Consider the following 18,919-nt stretch of genomic DNA (forward strand, 5'->3'; position numbering starts at 1 on the left):
TGACTCCATGATCCTTTCCCAGCAATGGAGTCTCCATCAAACCCAGGGCGCTTCACGCCGTTTACGCCTACTGGGCTTGCAATCGCAGTCGCCGCGGGCGCGGTGAGCCCGAGGTCATCCGCATGGCTCGCGCACCAGAGGCCCACGACGGCGACGATGGTGGCGAGGAGAAGCGTCGTAGCCCTCATCGTCAAACGTCGCCGCGTCATGCGGGCAGTTCGGAGGGCTTGGAACACAAACCTATTGTAGCGAGAGCACTCTGGACGAGTATGTGAGCGGGCTGCGCGATGCATCTGCCAGCACATCATGGCCGAGACTGCACCGAAGCGGAGAACGAGGGAGCGTTGTGTGCTGGTCGCCCCAGGCGAACTTACCTTACGGCGCCGAGCATCAACGCCAGGACCATAGTCGCCGACGTTGCAAAGGGCATGCGGCGAGGGACGCCGCACCACCGCTGATACGGCCGGCACGGCTCTCTGGAGAATCATCGCCAAGTATCGACTTCCCGAACCCGGAATTAAGCACATCAACTTCGTCCGCTACAACTCCGCCGTGTCCACGATGTCCTGATGCGGAGCTATGTCTGAGATCTCACCCTGTTCTTATGAATGCACGGTGAGCACGACGATGTCGTCGATGTTGGTCGCCGCGAACAGGCCGATCGCTGCGCCGATGGTCGCGAGCATCAGGTGGCCGGTGACGGCGTCGCCGCGGCAACGGCGGGCCTCTTGGCTCGGGCGGCGCGTAGCCCGTTGAGGATCACGATGACCTCCGCGATCTCGTGGACCAGGACCACGACGGCGAGCCCGAGGACTCCGAACAGGGAGAGCGGGAGCAGCGCGATGATGATCAGCAGTGACAGGATGATGTTCTGGTTCATGATGCGCCGTCCGCGGCGCGCGTGGTCGAACGCGCGCGGGATGAGGCGGAGATCGTGTCCGGTGAACGCGACGTCGGCGGACTCGATCGCCGCGTCGGAGCCGGTCGCTCCCATCGCGATGCCGATGTCCGCGGCTGCGAGGGCTGGGGCGTCGTTGATGCCGTCACCGATCATCGCGACCGATCCCGCCTTCGACAGCTCGCCGATCGCGGTCGCCTTGTCTTCGGGGCGCAGCTCCGCACGCACGTCGTCGATCCCGGCTTGCGCGGCGAGAGCGCGCGCGGTGCGGGCGTTGTCGCCGGTGAGCATGGTCACGCCGATGCCCTGGTCAGCGAGGATGCGCACGACCTCGGGAACTTCGGGGCGCAGCTCGTCACGGACGCCGATCGCGGCGACCGGTGCCCCGTCGCGGTGCACGATCACGACGGTCATGCCCTGTTCCTCGAGACCTGCGACCCTGTCGTCAAGTCCGCCGGCGTCGAGCCAGCGAGGGCTGCCGACCGTGGTCCGCGTCCCGTCGAGGGTGCCTTCGATGCCGTGCCCGGCCAGCTCGGTCACATCTGTAGCCGCGGGAGCGTCGGGTGCGGCGGCGCTGATCGCCGCGGCGAGGGGGTGCGTGCTGTGCTGCTCCAGCGCGGCCGCCCAGGCCAGCGCCTGCGCATCGCTCACGCCGTCGGCGGTGAGGACCGCGGTGACGGCGGGCTCGTTGCGGGTGAGGGTGCCGGTCTTGTCGACGGCGATGTGCCGGACGGTGCCGAAGCGCTCGAAGACCGCGCCGGACTTGATGATCACGCCGAACTTACTGCCCGCGCCGATCGCGGAGACCACCGTCAGCGGCACCGAGATCGCCAGCGCACACGGCGAGGCGGCGACCAGCACGACGAGCGCGCGGGTGATCCACATCTCCGGGTCGCCCAGCAGCGAGCCGATGATCGCGACCAGCGCGGCGAGGATCAGCACGCCCGGGACGAGCGGGCGCGCGATCCGGTCGGCGATGCGGGCACGATCGCCCTTCTCTGCCTGGGCCTGCTCGACCAGCTCCACGATCGTGGTCAACGAGTTATCCATGCCCGCCGCGGTCGTCTCGACCTCCAACGCGCCGGCGACGTTGATCGCCCCGGCGGAGACCTCATCCCCGGGTGCGACCTCGACCGGGATCGACTCGCCGGTGATGGCCGAGGTGTCCAGGCTCGACTGGCCCGCCCGGACGAGACCGTCGGTCGCGATCCGCTCCCCGGGGCGCACCAGCATCACCTGCCCGACCGTGAGGTCCTTCGTGGCGACCTCGACCGAGGCTCCGTCGCGCTTCACGGTCGCAGTCTCTGGCACGAGCTTCAGCAGCGCCCGCAGGCCGCCGCGGGCCCGGTCCATCGCCTTGTCTTCCAGCGCCTCGGCGATCGAGTACAGGAACGCCAGCGCCGCTGCTTCCTCAACGTAGCCGAGGATCACCGCCCCGAGCGCGCTGATCGTCATCAGCAGCCCGATCCCAAGCTTGCCCTTCGTGAAAAGGTTCCGGATCGCGCCGGGAACGAAGGTGTACGCTCCGAGCAGCAGGCCGATCCAGAACAGCACCAGAGCCGGGGTGTCTGCGCCGGACCACTCGGTGATCAGGCCGGCGAGGAACGCGACGCCGGAGAAGACCGGCACCAAGATTCCGCGGTCCTTCCACCACGGACGCGCTATCTCCTCAGCCTCGCCGACGGATGTTGTGGTCGGCTCGTCGCAGCCGCACGCCGCGCTCATGCGTCCGCCTCCGCTGCGCAGCAGCCCGGTACCGTGCACGCCGCGTCCACGCACGGCGCCTGCTCGTCCACGGCCAGCGTCACATCCACCAGCGCCACGAGCGCCGCCGCCAGATGCGGGTCGGCGATCTCGTAACGAGTCTGCCGCCCCTCGGGCTCGGCAACCACAATGCCGCAATCGCGCAGACACGTCAGGTGGTTCGAGACATTCGAACGGGTTAGCTCCAATTCACGGGACAGCACCGCGGGGTAGCTCGGAGCATCGAGCAGGGACATCAGGATCCGGGAACGCGTCGGGTCGGCCATGGCCCGGCCCAGCCGGTTCATGACATCGAGGCGTGAAGCAATAGTCAGCATGCACTGAACTATACAGTGGATGCTGACCTGGCGCCAAATCACAGATTCGAGCGCCGGCCTGAGGGCTACGGCATCATTTCGGTGCGGAACCTGGTCACGGCCGATCCCGCACAGGTCCGGTTGCAGTTCCACGTGGATGTCTCGCCCGGTGTTCAGCTGATGCCCGAGTAGGCGTGCAGGCCTTTGAAGAAGAGGTTGACGATGGTGAAGTTGAAGAGCACCGCAGCGAACCCGGTCAGCGACAGCCAGGCGGACTTCGTGCCGCGCCAGCCGCGCGTGGCCCGGGCGTGGATGTAGCCGGCGTACAGCACCCAGATCACGAACGTCCAGACCTCTTTGACGTCGAAGCCCCAGTAGCGGCCCCATGACTCGTTCGCCCAGATCGCCCCGGCGATGAGGGTGAATGTCCAGAAGATGAATCCGAGGATCGCGAAGCGGTAGGCGAGCGTCTCGAGCGCGTCGGAGTTCGGGAGCGTGCGGAGATAGCCGCGCCCTTGCTCGACCGACCCTTCCCCCTGCGCTTGCAGGCGTTCGCGCCGTGCCCGCAGCAGTTGCATGGTGGAGAGCCCTGCTGCGATGGCGAACAGCGCGGTCGCGAGCGATGCGACGAAGACATGGATGATGAGCCAGATGCTCTTGAGTGGATCCATCAGCGGCGTCACCTCGACGTAGAAGGACATCGCCGACCCACCGAGGAAGAACACGACCATGCCCGCGATGAACACCCCGAGGAACCGCAGATCGAACCAACGCACGGCCGCCAGGTAAACGGCGATGATGAGCAGGGTGCCGATTAGCGCGAACTCGTACATGTTCGCCCACGGCACCCGCTCGGCCGCCACGCCGCGCGGGATCGTCGCGGCGAGGTGGAGGACGAAGCCGAGCCCGGTGAACGCGATGGCGAGGCGCGCCCAGTATCGGCGAGACCGCTCCGAGGCCGGCACTCGCAGACTCGGCTCGGCCGGTTCGGGGGCGGGCGGCGCGGGGGCGGCGCCCGTCGCAGCTCCCACGAGCACCGTCCCGCGCTGCTTTGCGGGGGCGAGGGATGCGCGCTGCGAGAGGTCGTAGGCGAAGGCGACGAACGCGAGCACATAGAGTGTGATCGCCGACCAGACGGCGATCACGGAGAACTCGTCGAGTGCAGTTTGCAGTTCGAGATGGCGAATTCAGGGGGTCAGCGCAACGTCCTCGTGAGATAGTCCGAGAACTACTCACCAGGAGGACGCCGATGCAGGGTAAGCATGGACATCTCAGTCAGGAACAAAAGCAGCTTGCTCTGAGGCTCCACAAACAGGGGTGGAAGCTCGTGGAGATCGCTCGCGAGATCGGGTGCAGCGCTCCACTGGTCGGCCTGATGGTGCGGACTGGTCGGCATCTCGAAGCCAAGCCTTATGGGTGGGAACCTCGCCGTGGGTACTTGAGCATCAGAGAGCGGGAACAGATCATGGTCGGGCTCGGCCGTGGCGACTCGCTGGGCCTGATCGCCGAGGCGCTGCAGCGCTCAGTGTCCACGATCAGTCGGGAAGTCGCTCGAGGTGGCGGACGGGCCTCTTATTCCGCATGGTGGTGTCATGAGAACGCCCGCGCCAAGTCCCGGCGCCCGAAGCCGATGAAGCTGCATTCTGAGCGCCTGGCGTACGAAGTCACTGAACGCCTGGAACAGCTATGGTCGCCACAGCAGATCGCATCGCGGCTACGGTTGGAGTATCCCGATGATCCTGAGATGCATGTGAGCTACGAGACGATATACCAGAGCCTCTTCGTCCAGGGGCGCGGCGCTCTGCGCCGGGAACTGACACGGTGTCTGCGTTCTGGCCGGACCGCGCGGAAGTGCCGCACTGGCACCGAACGCCGCGGCCGTCTGCCCGGAATGGTAATGATCAGTGACCGGCCCGCTGAGGTGGAGGACCGTGCTGTTCCAGGCCATTGGGAAGGCGATCTGATCTTAGGAGAGAACAGTCGCAGCGCTGTAGGCACGTTAGTGGAGCGGCACACACGCTTCACCCTGCTGCTGCATCTTCCCGAGGGCAAGAGCGCGCCCCAGGTCGAGCAGGCGATGCGCGAAGCGATCACATCGCTTCCAACGAGGTTGGCTCAGACAATCACCTGGGACCAGGGCGCCGAAATGGCCCAGCACGTGGAATTCACTACCGCCACGGGCATCCCTATCTATTTCTGCGATCCTCGTTCGCCCTGGCAACGAGGATCCAATGAGAACACCAACGGACTGCTGCGCCAGTACCTGCCCAAGGGCACCGACCTGAGTCGTCACAGCCGCACCGAATTGGAAGCGATCCAGGCCAGTCTCAACAGTCGACCACGAAAGACCCTTGGCTACAGGACCCCTGGAGAGAAGCTCACGGAACTCCTTGCGCTGACCCCTTGAATTCGCCATCTCATTAGCCCGGCGCAGCTCACGGTTCTCCTGCTCCAAAGCCTTCTCCCGCTCAGTCTGCTCGGTAGTGGTCCCCGCCACCTGGCCGGTGTCGATCTCAGCCTGCCGGACCCATTTACGCACTGACTCAACACCGAATCCCAGCTGATCCGCTACCCGCTTGACCGAACCGTTCTTAGTTCCTAACTCTTCACGCAGCTGGAGGACCATCCGCACTGCTGCTTCCTTCTCCTGCTGTGAGTACCGCCGCGTAGAGGCGACTCCGGGATTCTTCTGCTCTGGCATGACTCCATGATCCTTTCCCAGCAATGGAGTCTCCAACAAACCCAGGGCGCTTCACTTCCTCGTGTTTTCTCGTAAGTTTGTCTCATGAGGGCACGGATGCTGGGCTTCTTTGGGGCGGTTGCTATGGGGGTGTCTGCCTGCAGTGCTGGTCACGATGTTCCGCAGTCGCCTCCAAGTGCCTACGCGGTCACCGCGAGCGAGTCTGCCCACGTAGACCCTCAGGATGAGGGTTCCTACCCCGGACCTGACTACGTTCCCTCCGGGGTCCGGACTGGCCCCATCGGTGACCGTGAGCTGGTGGATAGTGAGCGCTTTACCGAGAACATCCCCACGGAGCGCTTCACGGAGGCGAACGTGGCGGAGGGGGCAAGCATGCCGGAGTGCTTCGCTGAGTGGTTGGAAACACACGTCCTCTGGGTGGAGGAGGGTTCTCGCTTAAGCGAGGCCAGAATGGCGCAGTACTGCCCGGCGGATGAGGTGGTGGTCGAATGCAGCGACCCCTCCGCCCTTGCAGCCAATGCCGGCCACGTCCCTGCCGGGTGGCCCCAGAACTGGACGGAAGGCGAACCTCTCCCTGATCCCGAATGCCACCCTGATTTCATCGAGATGCGTGCTTGGGACCTGTTTGATGAGTTCCACCTCTGCTGTGAAGGCCTCGAGACCAGTACGGTGATTCGGCACCCAGGAATGAGCGAGCAGGAGATCTACGACCGGCACTGGGAAGCCTCACGGGCCAGGGCCGAGTGGGAACCGTGGTAGACGATGCATGAGTCAAGGGAGTCCGTAGCCGCCGCCCGCGTCACCGTCGGCTGCTGGGTCAGCAGTCGCTAGAGTCGGGAGCATCTTTGCCAGCGAGTACGGATAACAAATGCTCTGGCTGGAAGGACTCGCTGTGCTTCGTCGTCCTAGCGCTGGTGCGTCTGGTATGGGTTTTTACCGCGCTTGTGATGCTGAGCTTTGCGGGGCTGTGGGAGAAATACGCGGTGCCTTGGCTTGCAGGCCCACCACCAGGTTAGAGGTTCAAACTTTCCTGGTCAGACAGCAGTGCGGCGAGAAGCTTCGCCATGGTCAGCCTCTACGGTCTCACCGCCGAAGTCGAAGCACTCCCAGCTCAAGCCGCTGGTTCATGACTGCTTACTTTAGCCCTTGCGGCACTGTAGCGGCTTCCTGCGCCAGCGGCTCAGCCGGGTCGCCCAGGCCGCGGCTGCGGTACTGGGCGCGGTAGCGGTCAAAGACGGCCGTGGCGGCCACCATGGTCAGGGCCGAGCCCAGCATGTGCAGCCACACCAGCCCGATGGGCAGGCCGGTCCAGTGCTGCCAGTAGCCGATCACGCCCTGGAACAGGATCACGGCGACCAGGAACCATGCGGCACGACGCTGGGCCCCAGAAGTCTGCAGCGTGGCCTGACGGATTACCAGCACGACGGCGGCAGCGCACAGTACATACACCGGCACCACATGCATTCGTGTCACCAGCTCTGCGTTGAACTCATGCCGGGGTGATCCGGGATCACCTGCGTGGGGTCCGGTGCCGGTCACGACGGTTCCCAGCACCACGGCAGCCCAGGCTGCCGCCAGAATGATTGGAGCCAGCCCGCGGGTCAGACCGTCGCGCCCCCCATTGACCAGTGGCAGCGCCGGTGACCCATCACTGGCGACTTCATGCCGTACACGATTGAGCAGCATGGTCGCGACCATCACCAGTCCCGCCGAGGCCAGGAAGTGCAGAGACACCACCCAAGGGTTGAGGTTGGTCCAGACGGTAATTCCACCGATCACGCCCTGGAGCGGGATGCCGGCCAGAATAATGATCGACATGACCCCCAGCGGCTTATGCGTACGCCACAGCCGCACCACCGCGAGGAACATGGCGGCACAGATGGCAATGAGCACATAGGTCAGCAGTCGGTTGCCGAACTCAATGGCTCCGTGCATGCCCATCTCCCGGGTGGCAGTCCACGAGTCGGCAGTGCAGCGTGGCCACTCCGGGCATCCAAGCCCAGAAGCGGTGAGTCGCACGGCCCCGCCGGTGAGGATGATGCCGATGTTGCTGATCAGCGTGGCCCAGGCCAGCACCACGGTGGTGCGGGTAATACGGGTGGGGAGCTTCTGACGAAGAGCTTCGATCATGGAGGAGTCCTTCTCGATTATTTCCACGTAAACCAGCGACGGGCAGCCAGCACGGCCAGTACGGCCCAGCCAGCGAGGACGATGAGCGCCGTCACCTGCGCTGCGCCGTCCAGGGTGGCGGTGCGCAAGGCCTCGCCCAAGGCGGCCGACGGCAGGAGGATCAACAAGCCCGCGATTCCGTCAAGGGACAGCGGGAACACGGCACCGCCAGCCGCGCCCATGAGCACCCAGGCCACATTCGTGACAGCCAGGGTCGCCTCAGCGCGCACGGTTCCGGCAATCAGCAGCCCCAGCGCCGTGAATGCCGCAGCACCCAGGACGACGCCGAGAGCCAACCACGCGATCCCGGAGATCTCGGGGGACCAGCCCAGGGCCAGACCTGCACCGCCGAGAACCAGCAGTTGAATCACCACGACCACCAGGACGGCCACCGCCTTGCCGAGTATCAGCCCCACCGGCCCTAAGGGGGTCGTGGAGAGATACGCCAAGACCCCGTACTGGCGCTCAAAGCCGGTGGCAATGCCCTGACCTGTGAAAGCCGATGCCATCACCGCCAAGGTCAGCACGCCGGGGGTGACGATGTCGATACTGGGGGTGGAGCCATCAGTGATGAGCTCCAGCCGGTGCACCCCAAAGAGCACCAGCAGAGGAAGAATCAGGGAGACGAGCAGCTGCTCACCGTTGCGCAGCACGTTCTGGGTCTCATAGAGACCGTGGGCCAGTACGCGCGTGATGACTGGTGCGGGGGCCGGGATAGCCTGCGGGACGGCGTCGTCGTGTGCGGAAGCGGTCATGCTCATGGGGTAGAGACCTCCCAGAAGACATCTTCGAGAGTGCGGGCTTCAAAGCTGATCTCGGCAGGCATGAGGTCCATGGCTTCCCACCACTGACTCAGGGCGTTGAGCTGCTGGGGCGAGGTGACTCCGTAGACGGCCCACCGCGCACCGGCTTTATTGCTGGCGTCGCCGTCGAGTTCCAGCGGCAGCGGCGCGGACTCGAGCTCGGCCCGGGTGAGTATGCGAGGACTGGCAAAGACCAGCCGGCGGGAGGTCGGTGCTGCATCATCCTCATGGGAGGAGGAATGACCGTTGGTCAGCTCTGCCACCGTGCCGTGACGCACGACGACGCCGTCCTTGAGAATGAACACGGAATCGGCCAACCGCTGGGCCTCCTCCAGCAGATGGGTGGTCAGCACAATCCCCAGGCCCAGTCCCCGTAGATGCTCGATAAGCTCGAAGACCATCTGCCGGGACTGCGGGTCCAGCCCGGCGGAGGGTTCATCCAGGAACACCAGTTCCGGACGCCCCACCAGCGCAGCGGCCAGCGCCACGCGTTGCTTCTGTCCGCCGGAGAGCCGCCGAATATTAGTGGTCAGGAAACTGCCGAGATCCAACCGGTCAATGAGGTCAGTCAGCGGCCAAGGGTCGCGGTGCAGGCGAGAGACATGGGCGAGCAGCCGTTTGGGCTGCACCGACTGGGGGAGACCGCCGTCCTGAAGCATGACCCCCACCCGGGCGCGCAGCTGGGCACCGGCCCGGAAGGGATCCTGCCCCAGTAGGCGTACCTCTCCCGCGGAGGGGCGCAGCAGCCCCTGCGCGCAGGAGAGCGTCGTGGTCTTGCCCGCCCCGTTGGGGCCGATCAGGGCGGTCACTTCACCGCGCCGGGCCGTGAGGTCGACGCCGGCAAGAATCTCCTTGACCGCGGCGCCTTCTGCCCCCCGGCGTCGAGGACCGGAGCCGACGGCATAACGCACTTGGGTCAGGGTGAGGCAGGCGGCTTGCTGGGGCACCATCACATTCTACAGTTCTACACGGCGTAGAAAACGGCGACTCGACTCAGGATGACGAGCGACGACGACGAGAACCGCCTCCGCTGGGCGCGCCCTGGCGAGAACCGGGGCGCACTGCGCCGCCGTGCTCACCCGAACCGCTGCGCCCGCCTGAGCCGCCGCGCCCGCCGCCGGAGCCACCACGGCCACCGGCGCTTCCGCCACGTCCTGCGTTGCTGCGTCCGGATCCGCCGCGACCGGCGCCGGGGCGTCCGGAGCCAGCGGGACGTCGTCGGCCCTGCTGTGGGGCCGGGGCCGGTGCGGGCTCCACATAGGGAGCAAAATCGCCCACCAGTTCGGTGACCTCGGCAGAGTCACTGGTCACGGGCACGGGCCGGGTCTTCACCGCGGCTTTACGCAGCAGAGTCTCAGTGTCGGAGCGCTGCTCGGGGAGCATCACGGTGACCACGTCGCCGCTACTGCCGGCGCGCGCTGTACGGCCGGAACGGTGCAGATAGGCCTTGTGCTCTGCTGGCGGATCCACGTGCACCACGAGCTCCACGTTGTCCACGTGCACCCCGCGGGCTGCTACGTCCGTGGCGACCAGGACTTTGACCTCTCCGGAACCGAAGGCGGCCAGGTTGCGGTCACGAGCATTCTGGGAGAGGTTGCCGTGCAGGTCCACAGCGGGTGTGCCCGCGGTGGTGAGCTGCTTGGCCAACTTTTTGGCCTGGTGCTTGGTGCGCGTGAAGAGAATCCGCCGGCCGGTGCCGGAGGCCAAGGTCTTGACCAGGTCACGCTTATGGTCGGGGTGCACTTCGAAGACGTGGTGCGTCATGGCGGGGACGTGGGATGTTGCTTCATCCACGGAAACCAGCACCTCGTCGTGCAAGAAGCGCTTGACGAGCTTGTCAACGCCGTTGTCCAGCGTGGCGGAGAAGAACAGTCGCTGGCCTGTGGGCTGGGTCTGGGCCAGGATTCTCGTGACGCCGGGAAGGAAGCCGAGGTCAGCCATGTGATCGGCCTCATCCAGCACGCTGACCTGCACGTCTTCGAGGGTCAGCGCCTTCTGATTCAGGAGATCCTCAAGACGGCCGGGGCAGGCGACGACGACGTCGACTCCGGCCCGCAGGGCATCGATCTGACGCTTGGGGCTCACGCCGCCAAAAATCGTGGTGGTCTTCAGGCCGTAGGCGGCAGCCAGCGGCTCGAGGACGGCGTTGATCTGAGTGGCGAGCTCGCGGGTGGGCGCCAGGATGAGACCTGTGGGACGGCCGGGACGGCGTCGTGCCTGGGAGCCGCTCGGCGAGTCGGCGCCGAGGCGTGCCACGACGGGAATAGAGAAGGCCAGGGTTTTGCCGGAGCCGGTCTTACCGCGGCCGAGCACATCTTTGCCGACCATGGTGTGCGGCAGTGTCTTCTGCTGGATGGGGAACGCAATGAGTTTTCCGTCGGCGGCCAGGGCCTGCACCAGGGGCGCGGGCACGTTGAGGTCGACGAAAGTGACGGGTGAATCAGAAATGAGAAAGAGCCTTTCGAAAGAGTTCGCCGCAGCCGGAACTCTTCGGGAGTGCCCTACGACGCAGGAGAGCAGCCATTGGGCTGCCTCCAGATCACCCCAGTCTACAGGTGAGGGCGCTGTCCAGGGCGGACGTGCCACGTGATCCTCGACTCAGCCGTCGGGGCCGCGTTTGCGTAGCGTGGGGAGTATGCACTGGGACATTGAGGCGATCCTCTTCGACATCGACGGCACTCTGGTGGACTCCACACCCGCGGTCACGCGGAACTGGCAGACGTGGGCGGCGCGGCACGGACTGGATGCCCAGGAGGTGCTACGTGTGTGCCACGGGCGTCGCTCCCGCGACACGGTGGCAGATTTCCTGCCGGCTGATCAGATCGAGGAAGCGACACGCGAACTGCTGGAGCTGGAGCTTTCCGATATCCAGGGTGTGACGTCTCTTCCCGGAGTGCCGCAGCTGCTGGCCAGCCTTCCGACCGGGCGCTGGGCTGCGGTGACCTCCGGCGCCGAAGAGGTCATGCGCCGGCGTATGGAGGTGGCACAACTTCCCCTACCAGAGGTGATGATCGCCGCAGGAGACGTCGAACGTGGCAAACCGGATCCCCAGGGGTATCAGATGGCGGCGGCAGCACTGGACTGCGATCCTCGACGGTGTCTGGTGGTGGAGGACGCACCCGCCGGGGTCCAGGCGGGTCTCGCAGCGGGGGCGACCGTGCTGGGTGTAGGCACCTCTCACCCGCTCCACGAGCTGAGGGACGCCAGCGTCGTGGTCGAGGATCTCACCGGTGCCCTGGTGGAGGCCGGTTCGGGCACTCTGCGCTTCATCCTGGCGTGATCGTGGGGGCTGATGACCTCGCCCCGAGTGTCCTGGAGAGCGTCGTCAGCGGGAACCTCGCCGAGCTCCGCTACGATTACGGCCATTGAGGGGAAAGCGGAGCCGGCTCGCCGAGCAGCGCCGCTGACAAGGCACGATCGCGTCACCGATGAGCACATCGCGTGGTGAAAGGACGTCATGACCACGCCGAGGAACGCTGCTTCTGCACCAGCACCTGCAAGTACCGGACCGGGGAAAGGCCGCGCCGGACGCTCCTGCTGCGGCTGCCTCGTCCTACTGCTGCTCTTCATCATCGTGCTGGGAGCCATCGGCAATGCTGTGGCACCCACGGAGGCCGACGAACCCACTCCTCAGTCCTCGCCGACGGCCAGTGCCTCCGCTGAGGATGATGAGGGTCAACTCGACGCATCCTCGAGGACGCCCACACCCCGGGAGTCGGGGTCACCATCGCCTTCGCCTACGCCCTCGGCCCGTGCCACGGTGACGCCCAGCCCGACGCCGTCAGCCTCACCGACGCAGGAGAACTCCACCATGACGGCCGTGGTCACGCGAGTCATCGACGGTGACACCCTGGAGCTGGCAGACGGCGAACGAGTGCGGCTTCTCGGCATCGACAGTCCCGAGCGCGGTGAGTGTCATTTCGACACTGCTTCAGCCCGAATGAGCGAACTGGTACTTGGGCAGTCCGTCACTCTCACCAGAGCCGGTGAGGACCGGGACCGTTATGACCGCTTGCTTCGCTATGTTGACGTCGACGGCACCGATGCGGGTCTGACGCTCATTCAAGAGGGTTTGGCGATCTCCCGTTACGACTCGCGTGACGGCTATGGCTATCACCCGCGGCAACCGGACTATGTCGACGCCGATGCGCTGACCCCGCTTCGCACCTGTCCGGTGGAGGCTCCGCCGGTGTCCTCGGAGGCCGCGCCGCAGGCGCCGGTGGGGGAGAATTGCGATCCCAACTACATGCCGTGCGTTCCGGTGTATCCGCCGGACATCAACTGCTCCGACATCACGTTTCCCGTCCGGGTGATCGGCTCTGATGTGCATCGACTGGATGCCGACGGCGACGGCGTCGGCTGCGAAGGCAACGGCTAGTTGGACTCCAGGCTCAGCAGTGCGTGAGGGACGCTACCTCAAGGGGGTGCTTGCATGCCCTCCCAGCGTGAGGGATCACGTGGTTGAGTGGAGTCGCACTGTTTGTGATCGATTTTTTGAGGAGAACCCATGTCTGCAGTTCCTGCTTTGGTGGCCCACACGGCGGATGGACCCCTGGTGCCGGGCACGGTGGAGCGCCGAGAGCCGGGCCCCTACGACGTGGTCATCGATATCCAGTGGGCGGGAATCTGCCACTCGGACATCCACACCGTCCGTGGGGAATGGGGACCGGTACCCTATCCGCTGACCGTTGGTCACGAGATTGCCGGGGTCGTCTCGGCCGTGGGCGCGAAGGTCACGCGCCACCGGGTGGGGGACCGAGTGGGTGTGGGTTGCATGGTGAATTCCTGCCGTGAATGCGACGCCTGCCGGGCGGGTTTTGAGCAGCACTGTGAGAAGGGCATGATCGGCACCTACGGCGCCCCGGATCGGGACGGCACCATCACCCAGGGCGGCTATGCGAGCAGCATTGTGGTCACCGAGGACTTCGTCCTGAGCATTCCGGACGGCCTGGACTTCTCCAAGACCGCACCCCTGCTGTGCGCGGGCATCACCACCTACTCGCCCCTGAAGCACTGGGGGGTCGGGGCCGGGAGCAAGGTCGCCGTCGTGGGAATGGGCGGTCTCGGGCATATGGCAGTCAAGATCGCTCACGCGATGGGCGCAGAGGTGACCGTTCTTTCCCAGACACTGAGCAAGAGGGAGGACGGTCTTGCGATGGGGGCTTCCGCTTACTACGCAACCAGCGACCCGGCTACCTTCGAGACCCTGCACGCGGAGTTCGATCTGATTCTCAACACCGTCTCTGCCAGCGTGGACCTCAATGCGTTTCTGCGGATGCTGCGATTCGACGGCGCCCTGGTCACCGTGGGGGTGGCGGAGAAGCCCATGAGCATCGACACCATGACGCTCTTCGTCAACCGTCGGAAAGTTGCCGGATCCATGATCGGCGGCATCGCTGAGACCCAGGAGATGCTGGAGTTCTGCGCCACGCACCAAATCACCCCCGAGGTGGAGTTCATCAGCGCCGAACAGATCAATGAGGCCTGGGAGAACGTCCTGGCCTCCAAGGTCCGCTACCGCTACGTCATCGATACCTCCACTCTCGCCTCAGCCTGAGGCGCTGCTGGAGAGCGCAGAGCAAACGCCCTCGCGAGCGCGTGCCCCCGCTGCCGAAGCTGGCAGCGGGGGGGCGTAAGGCCCTCAGCGGACGATGACGACTTTGCCGGTGGTCCGGCTGGTTTCCAGCAGCTCATGGGCCCGGGCCAGGGTCTCAGGCGTGAGCCCCTCCAGAGTCTCACCCAGGGTGGTGACCAGCGTGCCGGCGTCGAGCATCTGCGCGACCTGCGCAAGGATCTCGCCCTGACGGGCCATATCCGGGGTCTGGAACATGGTGCGGGTGAACATGAACTCCCAGTGCAGCGCAATGGACTTGGGCTTAAACGCGCTGGTGGGCAGGCCTTCAGGATCATCGATAACCAGCAGGCTGGACTGCGGAGCCATCGCCTCAGCGATCTTATGCTCCTGGCCATCGGTGAACGCGCTGAACGCGTAGTCCACCCCGGCGGGAGCAATGTCCTGCAGCTGCCCCGCGAGGGAGGAGCGATGGTCGATGACGTGATCAGCGCCGAGCTCACGGCACCAGTTCTGGCTCTCCTGACGAGAGGCGGTAGCCACCACGGTGAGGCTGGCGGGCTTATGCGCTGCCACCCGGGAGTCCACCACGTGGTGGGAGGCATTGGTGCCCGGCCGGGTGAGGTCACCTGCGTAATAGACCTCGTCCCCGGGGACGAATCCGCTGACTTCGGCTCCGACGCGGACCACGACGCCGGAGGCATCCCAGCCCAGCACCCGAGGCTGCGGCTGTGGGGCAGCACCGATGCGCACCTTCGTGTCCACCGGGTTCACCGAGACTGCGCGTACCGCCACGACTAGGTCGTGGCGGCCCAGTTCCGGTACCGGCAGGATCTGCGAAGCGAAATGCGGCGTGCCCTGGTCGCCGTCAACGACGACGAGGGCTTCCATGGTGGATGGGGCATCAGGTGTATCAGCCATGCACAGAGCAACCGGATTGCGGCGCAAACCATTCCGATAGTGGCGCAATCATTAGCACGGGGAAGTGCAGACAGTGGGAGGGCCTGAAAGACCCTCCCACTGGTGGGATACGGAAGAGCCCGTAAGGGCCCCTCTTAACGGTTGATGCGCTTGCCGGCGCCGCTCTCGGAGATCTTGCCGTCAACCTTTGCGCCCTTGTAGACGTAGAGGTTGCCGTTGTTCTTCTCGGAGACGTTGCCGTCCACACGGGCGGTCTTGTAGAGGTAGAGGTGTCCCGTACCGGACTCCTGGACGTTTCCGTCCACCTTTCCGGAGATCTTCACCGTTCCGGCTGCCTTTTCGGTGACGTTGCCGTCGACCTCCGCGCCGCGGGCCACCGCGACATCGCCGGCGTCGGCCTCGGTGACGTTCCCGTCAACCTCACCTTCGACCCGCACGGAGCCAGACCCACTTTCGGTGACGTTGCCATCGACCTTGCCCGACTTGGCGATGATGACGTTGCCCTTGCCGATTTGGCGAATATTGCCATCGACAGTGCCCCGGATGGTGACGGTGCCTTCACGCACCGTGATGTTGCCGTCAATGGTGCGTCCTGCCGGCACCGTGTAGTTGCCCTTACGGCTGATGTCGTCATCTGCCATGGCGGCGGTGGGGACTCCGGTGAACAGAACGGCGGCGACGGCACCGGCCGTCACAAGGCGACGAATTTTCATGACATGTGTCCTCTCGGATCGGTCCACGGAGCTGCTCTCCAGTGGATACCTCTGAAAGTACTGAGCCACTGTGAGACGTACGTGAGAGACCGATGAGAAAAGGGTGACGCCGTGGTGAACGAGAGGTAGCGGACAGGTGCAGTCTCAGAGGATCTGATGCGTCCGCAGCAACTGGGCGGCGCGGTCTCTGACGCTGACGTCGCGTACCGACAGGGTGTCGATGAGCTGGGCAGCATGCTGCACGCGCTGAGTCCACTGCTCGCCGCGCTGCTGCGGCCTCGGAGTGAGCTCCAGGTCGTCCAGCTCGCGCCAGGCTGTCACGAGTGCGGTCTCATAGAGACGCTGATCCGCCTGCTCCGCGCGTCCTTCCGTGGCGGTGCCTGCCGAGGCGGGGCCGTCCGAGATGCTGCGGCTGCCGAGCACCGCGACCATATCGAGCCTGGAGAGGTCCAGTCCCAGGGCTAGCTGTTCCAGGCGTCCACGCAGCTCAGACAGAAGCTCACGAGCCTGCCTGGTGCCCCGGCGTCGTCGAACCGTGTCTAGGACGGCGGCGCCGATGAGCAGGAACGTCTGAACTCCCGTCCATACGGTGAGCGCAGTGAGCCAGAAGACCTCCTGGCTGCCGACCTTGGCCGTTTCCTGATGGTTGTACTCCAGCGCACGTCCCAGCTGCGTGAGCTCCCATGAAATGTCATCCCCCAGAAGGAAGTCGTCGGTGGCCAGCACACGGGGTTCAGTCGCGTTGAAGTAGTACGCTCCCAGCCGGCTGTCCACGCCCGTGCTGATCTCACCCGTGAGCGCATACCCCATGGCGAGCTCCCCATCCGGGAGCATCCAGATCGGCAGAATTCCCTGTCCCAGGGCCACATCTCCGGTGCGCTCGTCCAGCACCTGTGGATACTCCTGCGCCACCGTCTGCTTGACCTCCTGGTACGCGAGGATGAGGTCCCCGTAATCCATCTGGAGGTAGTCATCCCAGTCCGGATGAGGGGCGTAGTCGAGGTAGTCCTCCAGGGGCAGCAGGGCCACGGTCAGCTCAAGGTCATCTGGCAGCAGCGCTGCGGTATGGGAGAACCTCAGGGTGGTGTCCATGGAGTCCCGGATGAACTCCAGCGTGAGCGATTCCTCATGAGTGGGCATCTCATAGGTCCTCCGCTGCGGGGACGGCGGCAGGGCGGAGAGGTCCCCGACAATCTGAAGCCCGGCGAGAGGCCGGTCTCCCGTGAGGGTGCGTCCGTAGGTAGTGTTGGGCTGTTCCTGCTGCACCGCCAGTGCTCCGGCAAGAAGTGCCGCAACCAGCGGCACCAGGACGACGCCGGCTCCCATAGCCCGCTGTTCGCGGTTCAGCGTCGGGGCGACGGCAGCGGCCGAGGACCTGTGGCCCACGCGCTGCTGTTCGAGCACTGCCAGGAGCGATTCGCTGGCCCGCAGGGGGTCAGCCTCGCCGACGGGGAGGTCCAGCGCGCTACGCAGCTCATCCAGTGATTCCGCGGTGCTCGCGCTGCTGGCGCGGATGCGGGCGGTGACACGCTCCTCAACAGAGGGGTCATCGCTCACCCCGGAGGTGGCGAACGCGCGACGCCGCAGACGCTTCTCTGCGCTCAGACACATCGAAGCGATCTGCTCCTCCACTGCCTTCCACCGCCTGAGAAGGGCAACGGAAGGCAGATCCGTCAGTTCTTCGGCTTCCTGCGTGATGCGGAGCAGTTGTCCACGGTGCTGCGTCAGTTCAGCAGCAGCGGAACCGAGACGATGCGCGTGTCCCAGCACCGCATCCAGCGAGTGGATCAGCGGCAGCGCCACCCGGTCCAGGACAGACCCGGCTCCGGCATGGCCGGCGCGGACTTCGGCTGCTGCAGTCAAGGCATCAGCTCGGCGCTTGAGGCTCGTGCAAGAACCTGGCCGAGTTGGAGAAACCACGACCACGGAAGGGCGGCCCACCGCCACCACACATCGCGGCGAAGCTGGCCGCGTTCAAGAACAAGCGCATGAAGAAACCCTGAGCCCTGGCCGAGTGCTGGGGCTTTCGCATACCCCCAAGGAGGACAAGACCATGACCGAGAACTTCACCCCGGCACTTGGTGATCGGGTCACGATCACGGACTATCTGCTCCGCGCCAAGCTGTCATACACGCAGATCCTGGCGCTGGCAGAACAGGGCGTCACTATCCCGGAGGGGATGCTGAGTACCGCCGGGAAGGAGCAGCAGCAGGAGGACGAGTACCGCCGCCGGGACGCTGAGCGCGGGTACCCGCACTACCCCATGGTTGGCAGAGAGTACAAGATGTGGCTGCCGCACTCTGTGCACGCCGCCAACCGGCACAACCACATCAAGGGGCGACTGCCCGAGGGTGCCGTCGGATGGATTAGCACCGACAACAAGCGCCACGGCGTGCCCATGGACCTGCAGCTACCCATCACCGGCGTCGTCGTACGGAAGCTGAAGCTCAGCGACGGCCTGCCGATGTACGAGGAGTACGGGCATGACTGGGACTCGTGCGGGCTCCGTACCGGGTACCAGGTGGCCTACAGCCTGCACCGGCGCCCGGTGAACGCCTACCCGGAAATGATCCAGGAGGTGACCGGTGCACCAGACATTCTCCCTCTCTGACCTGCTGGTTGCCCGTGAGCACTTCGCCGCCATGTGGGCCACCGCCACCGCCGACCGCCGGGACGGATACCGGGCGCGGCTGGCCCACTGTGACCGGCTCATCGACCAGGCCATCGGCTACACGCCCCAGCGTCGCGCCTAGGAGCGCCACCCTGGTCCAATCACCCACCCAGACCCCTACGAGCGCCACAGAAGCGCGCAGAGAGATTCAAGGAGAGTTATGACTGAGGCGCGAGACCGCGCCGAGGAGCTGGGAGACGCCCTCTGGAAAGACAGCAACTGGCTCCACGACCGCGCCGACGCCATCGAGCGCACCTGACCGCACCACCACACACCAAGGCTCCACTACGGCGGGGCCATTTTTATGCCCGCACGACAGGTCCATATCGAAAGCAATATTCCGCGATCCACTGACAGATGCTCCTATAGTTGTCAATTTGGGATTTCGCCGGTGTGGGGGTCTGTCTTGAC

The 18,919-nt window shown here is 65.3% G+C and carries 18 protein-coding genes and 1 pseudogene; 7 read left to right on the top strand and 12 right to left on the bottom strand.

What is annotated here, in order from left to right; all coding sequences use genetic code 11:
* Window positions 1-685: 685 nt before the first annotated feature.
* The 3 genes from RH857_RS12290 to ccsB all read right to left on the bottom strand — a co-directional run bounded on the left by RH857_RS12290 (window position 686) and on the right by ccsB (window position 4,103).
* The gene (locus tag RH857_RS12290; protein ID WP_310538268.1) at window positions 686-2,623 is read right to left on the bottom strand and encodes a heavy metal translocating P-type ATPase; all 1,938 of its coding nucleotides are present in this window, start codon (window positions 2,621-2,623) and stop codon (window positions 686-688) included.
* The gene (gene cmtR / locus RH857_RS12295) at window positions 2,620-2,979 is read right to left on the bottom strand and encodes a Cd(II)/Pb(II)-sensing metalloregulatory transcriptional regulator CmtR (RefSeq protein WP_157321368.1); all 360 of its coding nucleotides are present in this window, start codon (window positions 2,977-2,979) and stop codon (window positions 2,620-2,622) included. Before cmtR ends, RH857_RS12290 begins: the two co-directional genes overlap by 4 nt.
* Before the next feature lie 152 nt (window positions 2,980-3,131).
* The gene (gene ccsB / locus RH857_RS12300; RefSeq protein ID WP_310538269.1) at window positions 3,132-4,103 is read right to left on the bottom strand and encodes a c-type cytochrome biogenesis protein CcsB; all 972 of its coding nucleotides are present in this window, start codon (window positions 4,101-4,103) and stop codon (window positions 3,132-3,134) included.
* Window positions 4,104-4,207: 104 nt separating this feature from the next.
* Here ccsB and RH857_RS12305 point away from each other — a divergent pair, with 104 nt between their 5' ends.
* Window positions 4,208-5,365 (top strand): IS30 family transposase, encoded by a 1,158-nt coding sequence (locus RH857_RS12305; RefSeq protein ID WP_188686895.1) that lies wholly within the window; start codon window positions 4,208-4,210, stop codon window positions 5,363-5,365.
* 6 nt (window positions 5,366-5,371) lie between these two features.
* On the opposite strand, the pseudogene RH857_RS12310 reads toward RH857_RS12305, so the two are convergent.
* A pseudogene (locus tag RH857_RS12310) lies at window positions 5,372-5,659 on the bottom strand (transposase); the annotation flags it as partial.
* An 84-nt stretch (window positions 5,660-5,743) separates the two neighbouring features.
* On the opposite strand from RH857_RS12310, the gene RH857_RS12315 reads away from it, so the two are divergent.
* Window positions 5,744-6,418 carry a hypothetical protein gene (locus RH857_RS12315; protein ID WP_310538270.1) on the top strand — a complete coding sequence of 225 codons (675 nt, stop codon included), beginning with the start codon at window positions 5,744-5,746 and terminating at the stop codon, window positions 6,416-6,418.
* Window positions 6,419-6,793: 375 nt separating this feature from the next.
* Here the strand turns inward: RH857_RS12315 and RH857_RS12320 are convergent, their stop codons facing one another.
* Genes RH857_RS12320 through RH857_RS12335 form a run of 4 tightly spaced genes read right to left on the bottom strand, consistent with a single transcriptional unit; the run spans window position 6,794 to window position 11,043 of the window.
* Window positions 6,794-7,789 carry a COX15/CtaA family protein gene (locus RH857_RS12320; RefSeq protein WP_310538271.1) on the bottom strand — a complete coding sequence of 332 codons (996 nt, stop codon included), beginning with the start codon at window positions 7,787-7,789 and terminating at the stop codon, window positions 6,794-6,796.
* Window positions 7,790-7,806: 17 nt separating this feature from the next.
* Window positions 7,807-8,583, bottom strand: a complete 777-nt coding sequence (locus RH857_RS12325; RefSeq protein ID WP_310538272.1) for an ABC transporter permease — start codon at window positions 8,581-8,583, stop codon at window positions 7,807-7,809.
* 2 nt (window positions 8,584-8,585) lie between these two features.
* Window positions 8,586-9,581, bottom strand: coding sequence for an ABC transporter ATP-binding protein (locus RH857_RS12330; protein ID WP_374761169.1), 996 nt, complete (start codon window positions 9,579-9,581; stop codon window positions 8,586-8,588).
* A 43-nt stretch (window positions 9,582-9,624) separates the two neighbouring features.
* On the bottom strand, window positions 9,625-11,043 hold the full coding sequence (locus tag RH857_RS12335; protein WP_374761170.1) for a DEAD/DEAH box helicase: 1,419 nt from the start codon (window positions 11,041-11,043) through the stop codon (window positions 9,625-9,627).
* A 223-nt stretch (window positions 11,044-11,266) separates the two neighbouring features.
* Between RH857_RS12335 and RH857_RS12340 the strand changes: the two genes are divergently transcribed.
* The gene (locus RH857_RS12340) at window positions 11,267-11,911 is read left to right on the top strand and encodes an HAD family hydrolase (protein ID WP_310538274.1); all 645 of its coding nucleotides are present in this window, start codon (window positions 11,267-11,269) and stop codon (window positions 11,909-11,911) included.
* Window positions 11,912-12,306: 395 nt separating this feature from the next.
* Here RH857_RS12340 and RH857_RS12345 read toward each other — a convergent pair whose 3' ends face one another.
* Window positions 12,307-12,459 carry a hypothetical protein gene (locus RH857_RS12345; protein WP_310538275.1) on the bottom strand — a complete coding sequence of 51 codons (153 nt, stop codon included), beginning with the start codon at window positions 12,457-12,459 and terminating at the stop codon, window positions 12,307-12,309.
* Between RH857_RS12345 and RH857_RS12350 the strand changes: the two genes are divergently transcribed.
* Complete coding sequence (locus tag RH857_RS12350; protein ID WP_310538276.1) at window positions 12,443-13,009, top strand: thermonuclease family protein; 567 nt, start codon at window positions 12,443-12,445, stop codon at window positions 13,007-13,009. The two genes, RH857_RS12345 and RH857_RS12350, sit on opposite strands and share 17 nt — an antisense overlap.
* A 129-nt stretch (window positions 13,010-13,138) precedes the next feature.
* A complete protein-coding gene (locus RH857_RS12355; protein WP_310538277.1) occupies window positions 13,139-14,188 on the top strand; it encodes an NAD(P)-dependent alcohol dehydrogenase in 1,050 nt (349 codons plus the stop codon).
* A gap of 84 nt (window positions 14,189-14,272) precedes the next feature.
* On the opposite strand, the gene RH857_RS12360 is transcribed toward RH857_RS12355, so the two are convergent.
* The 3 genes from RH857_RS12360 to RH857_RS12370 all read right to left on the bottom strand — a co-directional run bounded on the left by RH857_RS12360 (window position 14,273) and on the right by RH857_RS12370 (window position 17,700).
* Window positions 14,273-15,124, bottom strand: a complete 852-nt coding sequence (locus RH857_RS12360) for a zinc-binding alcohol dehydrogenase family protein (RefSeq protein WP_310538278.1) — start codon at window positions 15,122-15,124, stop codon at window positions 14,273-14,275.
* A 134-nt stretch (window positions 15,125-15,258) separates the two neighbouring features.
* A complete protein-coding gene (locus RH857_RS12365) occupies window positions 15,259-15,837 on the bottom strand; it encodes a bactofilin family protein (protein ID WP_310538279.1) in 579 nt (192 codons plus the stop codon).
* A gap of 144 nt (window positions 15,838-15,981) precedes the next feature.
* A complete protein-coding gene (locus tag RH857_RS12370) occupies window positions 15,982-17,700 on the bottom strand; it encodes a hypothetical protein (protein ID WP_310538280.1) in 1,719 nt (572 codons plus the stop codon).
* A gap of 190 nt (window positions 17,701-17,890) precedes the next feature.
* On the opposite strand from RH857_RS12370, the gene RH857_RS12375 reads away from it, so the two are divergent.
* Window positions 17,891-18,448: a hypothetical protein gene (locus RH857_RS12375; protein ID WP_310538281.1), complete on the top strand. Its 558-nt coding sequence runs from the start codon at window positions 17,891-17,893 to the stop codon at window positions 18,446-18,448.
* Window positions 18,423-18,590 carry a hypothetical protein gene (locus tag RH857_RS12380; RefSeq protein ID WP_310538282.1) on the top strand — a complete coding sequence of 56 codons (168 nt, stop codon included), beginning with the start codon at window positions 18,423-18,425 and terminating at the stop codon, window positions 18,588-18,590. Before RH857_RS12375 ends, RH857_RS12380 begins: the two co-directional genes overlap by 26 nt.
* Window positions 18,591-18,919: the final 329 nt, after the last annotated feature.

Source organism: Nesterenkonia flava (genome assembly GCF_031432335.1).
Classification (GTDB): Bacteria; Actinomycetota; Actinomycetes; order Actinomycetales; family Micrococcaceae; genus Nesterenkonia; species Nesterenkonia flava.

Bases quoted from the DNA above. Each gene is read 5' to 3' on its own strand.
- RH857_RS12290 (WP_310538268.1), bottom strand. From the start codon at position 2,623: ATGAGCGCGGCGTGCGGCTGCGACGAGCCGACCACAACATCCGTCGGC.
- cmtR (WP_157321368.1), bottom strand. From the start codon at position 2,979: ATGCTGACTATTGCTTCACGCCTCGATGTCATGAACCGGCTGGGCCGG.
- RH857_RS12305 (WP_188686895.1), top strand. From the start codon at position 4,208: ATGCAGGGTAAGCATGGACATCTCAGTCAGGAACAAAAGCAGCTTGCT.
- RH857_RS12315 (WP_310538270.1), top strand. From the start codon at position 5,744: ATGAGGGCACGGATGCTGGGCTTCTTTGGGGCGGTTGCTATGGGGGTG.
- RH857_RS12320 (WP_310538271.1), bottom strand. From the start codon at position 7,789: ATGATCGAAGCTCTTCGTCAGAAGCTCCCCACCCGTATTACCCGCACC.
- RH857_RS12325 (WP_310538272.1), bottom strand. From the start codon at position 8,583: ATGACCGCTTCCGCACACGACGACGCCGTCCCGCAGGCTATCCCGGCC.
- RH857_RS12330 (WP_374761169.1), bottom strand. From the start codon at position 9,581: ATGGTGCCCCAGCAAGCCGCCTGCCTCACCCTGACCCAAGTGCGTTAT.
- RH857_RS12340 (WP_310538274.1), top strand. From the start codon at position 11,267: ATGCACTGGGACATTGAGGCGATCCTCTTCGACATCGACGGCACTCTG.
- RH857_RS12350 (WP_310538276.1), top strand. From the start codon at position 12,443: ATGACGGCCGTGGTCACGCGAGTCATCGACGGTGACACCCTGGAGCTG.
- RH857_RS12355 (WP_310538277.1), top strand. From the start codon at position 13,139: ATGTCTGCAGTTCCTGCTTTGGTGGCCCACACGGCGGATGGACCCCTG.
- RH857_RS12360 (WP_310538278.1), bottom strand. From the start codon at position 15,124: ATGGCTGATACACCTGATGCCCCATCCACCATGGAAGCCCTCGTCGTC.
- RH857_RS12365 (WP_310538279.1), bottom strand. From the start codon at position 15,837: ATGAAAATTCGTCGCCTTGTGACGGCCGGTGCCGTCGCCGCCGTTCTG.
- RH857_RS12375 (WP_310538281.1), top strand. From the start codon at position 17,891: ATGACCGAGAACTTCACCCCGGCACTTGGTGATCGGGTCACGATCACG.